The sequence below is a fragment of the Clostridium sp. genome, from assembly GCF_036639235.1.
Taxonomy (GTDB): Bacteria; Bacillota; Clostridia; order Clostridiales; family Caloramatoraceae; genus Clostridium_AB.
In genome coordinates this window covers 1-5,935 of record NZ_JAVWJB010000065.1, presented here as the reverse complement: position 1 = coordinate 5,935, position 5,935 = coordinate 1, and the positions used below count along the sequence as shown (strand labels likewise).

Here is a 5,935-nt window from a genome sequence, read left to right as displayed (position 1 = left end):
ACGCTCGCTATATGTTTTACTGTTTAGTTTTCAATGACCAAAGTACTTGTTTATTCTAGCATTTGTTAACTTACTTGTCAACACTTACTTTGAATATTATTTATTTTGTTTGCCCCGTTGGCACTGAGCCTTAAGGACAAGATTTATTATACCTCTATGAATTTATATTATCATATGAAATAGTCCTATTAACAAATTTTATATTCATATTACTTCTTAATTCTTTATATATCTTTAATTATATATACAAGATACACTAGGTAATGTTGTTATTAAAAAACAATAAACTTATCTCATTAGCAGTTCAAAACTACTAATATTCTTCATTTTTATTATTTTTTAAACCTATAAATTATGCTGAGATTTAAAATCCATATAACAAACTGAATATTTTGCACAAATATTATTTTCCTTATAGATTTATTTTTAAGTAGTATTATATTTTTTATATTAAAAATAAGCCCCCCACTTATTTAGTGAGAGGCCCCTTTGTTTTAATAGGGTTAATACTAAAACTACCATACAAATACAATAAGTTAGGAGTATTTAATTATATTAATGACACTTTCCACATGAACATATATTTTTACAGTTACCACTTCCTGATACTACTCTTTCAGTACCTCTTGCTTCTTTACTTGCTAATATTAAATAGTTTTGGCAGCAACTATCCTTACTTACTTCAAATTGATAGAATCCTGAACAATCTGTTATTGTATGGGCAACCCCTGCATACCCACCAGGTATTTGCTTTACAAGCTTTACTAAAACTTCTGATACTGGGTTACCTTGGCAATCTGTTATTCTTCCCCATACTCTAACTCCATTTTGTTCCCTAACTTTAATATCAACTTGTACCTCACAATCACAATTGTTAATAGCTACGTTTGCATTATTACCTACAACATATGAGCATGATGATGTATTATAATTATCTACTTGACACCAACTTGTCTCTTCTGGACAGCAACAATCATAACTATTACAGCAGTCAAATTCATCATCTACACAATCTACTGGATTGCAATATGAATGATTATAACCACTTGACTTATGATTGCAACATTTTCTTCTTTGATTATTTGATGATCTCTTACTATTTTTACAACATCCTCTTCCTAAATTTCCAAAGCTCATAATATTACCTCCTAAATAATATTAAATTAGGTTTTATTTAAATTGTGAATTTTTCCATTCACAATTTTATATTATTCAGTTAACATAAATTTTGTTACTCTTTATATAATATTTTGTTGAAAATATGCTTTATTATAATAATATTAGAACTTTATTTTGCTATTAAACCATATTATTATAGTAAGACTTTATTTTTTTTCCTTATTAGTTTAAAATTATTATTAAAACATATTGTTTAGGTCTTATTTATTTCAAATATATTTTTAGAGAGGAATATAATATATGTCTACAGAAATGAACTCATCTAATTTTATTAGAAACATTATTGTTGATGATCTTGAAAATGGTAAACACCAAGAGATTATTACTCGTTTTCCACCTGAGCCTAATGGTTACTTACATATAGGCCATGCTAAGGCTATTATTCTTAACTTTGAGCTAGGTGATGAATTTAAGGGGAAAACAAACCTTAGATTCGATGACACTAATCCAGTTAAGGAAGATACTGAATATGTAGAATCTATTAAAGAAGATGTTAAGTGGTTAGGCTATGACTGGGACAATCTTTTCTTCGCATCCAACTATTTCGAAGAAATGTACAATAGAGCAGTTTTACTTATTAAAAAAGGTAAGGCTTACGTTTGTGAACTTACACCTGATGAAATGAAGGAATATAGGGGTTCTCTAACACAGCCAGGTAAGGATAGCCCTTATAGAAACAGAAGTATTGAAGAAAATCTTGAGTTATTTGAAAAAATGAAAAATGGTGACTTTAAAGATGGTTCTATGGTACTTAGAGCTAAGATAGATATGTCTTCTCCTAATATTAATATGCGAGATCCTATTATCTATAGAATTTCACACTCTGTTCACCACAATACAGGTGATAAGTGGTGCATCTATCCTATGTATGACTTTGCTCATCCACTTGAAGATGCTATTGAAGGAATTACCCACTCAATTTGTAGTTTAGAGTTTGAAGATCATAGACCACTATACGAATGGGTTGTATCTGAATGTGAAATGGAGGCAACTCCTCGTCAAATAGAGTTTGCTAGACTTAATATTACAAACACTGTTATGAGTAAAAGAAAACTTAAGCTTCTAGTTGATGAAAAAGTAGTTGATGGATGGGATGATCCTAGAATGCCTACTATTTCAGGACTTAGAAGACTTGGTTATACCCCAAATGCTATTAAGAACTTCTGCCGTGAAATAGGAGTTGCTAAGGCTAATTCAACAGTTGATTCTGCTATGCTTGAACACTTTATTAGAGAGGATTTAGCAGATGCACCTCGTGCTATGGCTGTTATTAAACCTTTAAAATTAGTTATTACTAACTACCCAGAAGGTCAAACAGAAATGCTTGAAATAGAAAATGCTCCAGATGATGAAAGCAAGGGCAAGAGGCTTGTTCCTTTCTCAAGGGAAGTGTATGTGGAACAGGAAGACTTTATGGAGAATCCTCCTAAGAAGTACTTTAGACTATTCCCTGGTAATGAGGTTAGACTTAAGGGTGCTTACTTTGTTAAATGTAATGACGTTATTAAGGATGAAAACGGAAATGTAATTGAAATTCACTGTACTTATGACCCAGAAACTAAGAGTGGTAGTGGATTTACAGGCCGTAAGGTTAAAGGAACTATTCACTGGGTAGATGCAAATGCAGCTAAGCCATGTGAATTTAGACTATATGAACCACTAATACTTGATAGCGATGCTGAGGAAGATAAGGATAAACACTTCCTTGAGCAAATAAATCCAAATTCAATGGAAATCCTTAAAGGATTTATAGAGCCAAGTGCTTCAAATGTTAAGGGTAATGATAAGCTTCAGTTATTTAGACATGGCTACTTTAATGTTGACCCTAAGCTTTCAACTGAAGACAACACAGTATTTAATAGAATTGTGTCCCTAAAAAGCTCATTTAAAGTTAAATAATAAAAGCAGCTGCCATATAACCTCGGCAGCTGCTTTATTTTATTATTATTTATATTTCATATATATGTATATTCCAATTAATACAGCAATTATTATAAGGTTTACCTTCCATCCGTTTCTAGATACTTGGGCTAAGTCACCTATCTCAGATCTATTTACTCCATTACTAAAGTTAATTTCAGGTCGCTGTGAATATTCATCTCGAATTCTTTTATCTTCTCTTTCGTGACTATTATTATCTCCCATAACTTCACCTCCTGCAAGTATTAATAAACTATATGTTAGTTTGTATTATTATACCATAACTATACAAAAATTAAAGCATATGGATAATCCATATGCTTAATTGCTTTACTTTATAAATGAAGCAAATCTTAAACGAACCTTATCTTCACCTATAATCTGCATTATTGTGTAAAGGTCTGGTGTGTTAGATCTATGTGTGAGTGCTGCTCTTATTGCCCCTGCAATATCTGAAACCATGCCTTTAAATGCTTCTGGCTCCTTCTTGTATGCCTTTCTATCTGTGGCATAACCAAGTTCTACTGCAACGGCTTTAACTCCCTCAAACCATGCATCCTTATCATCATTAAAGTTATATACCTTAGCATATGCTTCAATAATTCTCTTAGCCTCATCGATATCCATGTTCTTTGGTAATTCTATATCCTTATCTTCCATAAATAACTTATCAAAGAAGAAGAAAATCTTTTCACGGACATCATTCATCTTAGCGTAGTCTTTCCTAGGCTTAGGTCCTTCTCTATCAATATTGAATATTTCAAGTGACATAGCCTCGTCAGCTGTAACAAGTGAATACATTTCACTATCAAACTCCTTAGCCCACTCAATATATCTTATATATAAATCCTTAGCACTTATCTTTGATATAACATTCTTACTTACGTCATTAAGCTTAACTATATCAAATAAAGCTCCACTCTTACTCATCTTATCAAGTTCTACCTTAAATTCTGAGTATGAAGTAGTAGGGTTCTCTTCTCTCCACATTTCAAAGCTTGAATTAATAATATTAAGTAGGTACTCAACAACTGATTCAATTGGGTAACCTTCTTCTCTATAGTAACTAACAGCACTCTCAGCATCTTTTCTCTTGCTAAGCTTTCTCTTAGAACTTCCATCAAGCTTCATAATAGTTGGTATATGGGCATAATGTGGTCTCTTAAATCCAAGCACATCAAATAGCTGAACATGTATAGGAAGTGATGATAACCACTCTTCTCCTCTAATTACATGTGTAGTTCCCATAAGTGCATCATCTATTGCATGTGCAAAATGGTAAGTTGGAAGACCATCTGACTTAATAATAACTATATCTTGATCATTTTCAGGGAATGATATATCTCCCTTAATAAGATCATTAAATTCTACTCTTCTTTCCATCGAACCTGGTGACTTAAGCCTTAATATAAACTTCTCTCCATTTTCAATAGCTGACTTAATTTCATCCTCTGACTTATTACGACACTTAGCCCACTGTCCATAGTAACCAGGTGTAGCCTTAATCGCTCCCTGCTCTTCTCTTATTGAGTTAATATCTTCTTCAGAACAGAAACATGGATAAGCAAGCCCCTTACTAACAAGGTTCTTTGCAAATGTTTGGTAAATATCTATTCTCTTACTTTGTCTATAAGGACCATAGCTTCCCTTTTCTTCTTCCTCTGATATCATTCCTTCACTAAAATCAATACCAAAGTTGTGCATTGTAGCTATAGTATCTTCAATAGCACCCTTAACCTCTCTCTTTTGGTCAGTGTCTTCTATTCTAAGATAAAATATTCCCCCACTTTGAGTTGATAATCTTTCGTTAACTAGTGCTGCAAATACTCCACCTATATGTTGGAATCCTGTAGGTGATGGTGCATATCTAGTAACATAGCCTCCACCTGATAAATCTCTTGCTGGATACTTCTCTATATAGTCCTCAGGTGTACTCTTGATATTCGGAAATAGAATATCTGCTAAAGCTTCATAATTCATTAGTTTATCCCTGCCTTTATATTAATTAATTATTTTTCGCCCCTGGCTTTCTTTTGTTGCCTTCTTCATCTACAATAACAACATTATCAAGTGTTGCCTTTAGGTTGTTTTTGAAAGCATTTATGTATGCACGTCTCTCTCTTTCCTGTTCAGCCTTCTCCTCGTCAGTTAACCCAACTTCTCTAGCCTTCTTAGCTAGTTCATTAATTCTCTCTAAATTAAATGTTGCCATATAAATCTCTCCTTTAAAGTTTTATATAGTATTTGTATTTTTGTATTAAAAAATCCCTTCATCCTAAAAATAGGACGAAGGGATAACTTCGCTGCGTCACCTAATATAAATAAAAGGTCTCCTATAGATACAGTGGATGTTACCATCAATCATATCCTATATTCATAACCTACTTAATTATACATATAACTCATAATATTGTAAAGACAATAGTAATAGCTGTAAATATAAAAAAGGCATAGAAAATTCTATGCCTTTAATTGCTTAAAAGGGTCAAAAAATAAAAATGGCTCCGCGGAGAGGACTCGAACCTCCAACCTATCGGTTAACAGCCGAGTGCTCCACCATTGAGCTACCGCGGAACATTTTTAAACCAAGCGACTTCCTACCCTCCCAGTCCGTCACCAGACTAGTACTATCGGCGTTAGAGAGCTTAACCTTCGTGTTCGGTATGGGAACGGGTGTATCCTCTCTGCCATCATCACTTGATGTGCTAGACGCTCTTAGAAGCTATGCTTCTTAGGAGTCTGTATGCAAAATTTATTAAATTTTGTATTCCTCTGAGAATTTAGTTCTCTGAAAACTGCACAGCATTTAAAACTTAGATTAAGCCCTCGATCTATT

The 5,935-nt window shown here is 33.0% G+C and carries 5 protein-coding genes, 1 tRNA gene and 1 rRNA gene; 1 reads left to right on the top strand and 6 read right to left on the bottom strand.

Going from position 1 to position 5,935, the window contains the following annotated elements; all coding sequences use genetic code 11:
- Positions 1-555 precede the first annotated feature (555 nt).
- A complete protein-coding gene (locus RR539_RS10055) occupies positions 556-1,137 on the bottom strand; it encodes a hypothetical protein (protein ID WP_332474712.1) in 582 nt (193 codons plus the stop codon).
- A 282-nt stretch (positions 1,138-1,419) separates the two neighbouring features.
- On the opposite strand from RR539_RS10055, the gene RR539_RS10050 reads away from it, so the two are divergent.
- A complete protein-coding gene (locus RR539_RS10050; RefSeq protein WP_332474711.1) occupies positions 1,420-3,078 on the top strand; it encodes a glutamine--tRNA ligase/YqeY domain fusion protein in 1,659 nt (552 codons plus the stop codon).
- Positions 3,079-3,123: 45 nt separating this feature from the next.
- Here RR539_RS10050 and RR539_RS10045 read toward each other — a convergent pair whose 3' ends face one another.
- The 5 genes from RR539_RS10045 to rrf form a co-directional block, all read right to left on the bottom strand.
- Entirely contained in the window at positions 3,124-3,324 is a 201-nt protein-coding gene (locus RR539_RS10045; protein ID WP_332474710.1) for a DUF6366 family protein, read from the bottom strand.
- A gap of 105 nt (positions 3,325-3,429) precedes the next feature.
- Complete coding sequence (gene gltX, locus RR539_RS10040) at positions 3,430-5,079, bottom strand: glutamate--tRNA ligase (protein ID WP_332474709.1); 1,650 nt, start codon at positions 5,077-5,079, stop codon at positions 3,430-3,432.
- 25 nt (positions 5,080-5,104) lie between these two features.
- Positions 5,105-5,311, bottom strand: coding sequence for a DUF896 domain-containing protein (locus RR539_RS10035; RefSeq protein ID WP_332474708.1), 207 nt, complete (start codon positions 5,309-5,311; stop codon positions 5,105-5,107).
- A 287-nt stretch (positions 5,312-5,598) separates the two neighbouring features.
- Positions 5,599-5,673: transfer RNA gene (locus tag RR539_RS10030), tRNA-Asn, on the bottom strand.
- Positions 5,674-5,683: 10 nt separating this feature from the next.
- A 5S ribosomal RNA gene (gene rrf / locus RR539_RS10025) occupies positions 5,684-5,800 on the bottom strand.
- Between the last annotated feature and the right edge of the window lie 135 nt (positions 5,801-5,935).

What these genes read in the sequence shown, in the direction of transcription:
- RR539_RS10050 (WP_332474711.1), top strand. Translation starts at nt 1,420, where the DNA reads ATGTCTACAGAAATGAACTCATCTAATTTTATTAGAAACATTATTGTT.
- RR539_RS10045 (WP_332474710.1), bottom strand. Translation starts at nt 3,324, where the DNA reads ATGGGAGATAATAATAGTCACGAAAGAGAAGATAAAAGAATTCGAGAT.
- RR539_RS10035 (WP_332474708.1), bottom strand. Translation starts at nt 5,311, where the DNA reads ATGGCAACATTTAATTTAGAGAGAATTAATGAACTAGCTAAGAAGGCT.
- RR539_RS10055 (WP_332474712.1), bottom strand. Translation starts at nt 1,137, where the DNA reads ATGAGCTTTGGAAATTTAGGAAGAGGATGTTGTAAAAATAGTAAGAGA.
- gltX (WP_332474709.1), bottom strand. Translation starts at nt 5,079, where the DNA reads ATGAATTATGAAGCTTTAGCAGATATTCTATTTCCGAATATCAAGAGT.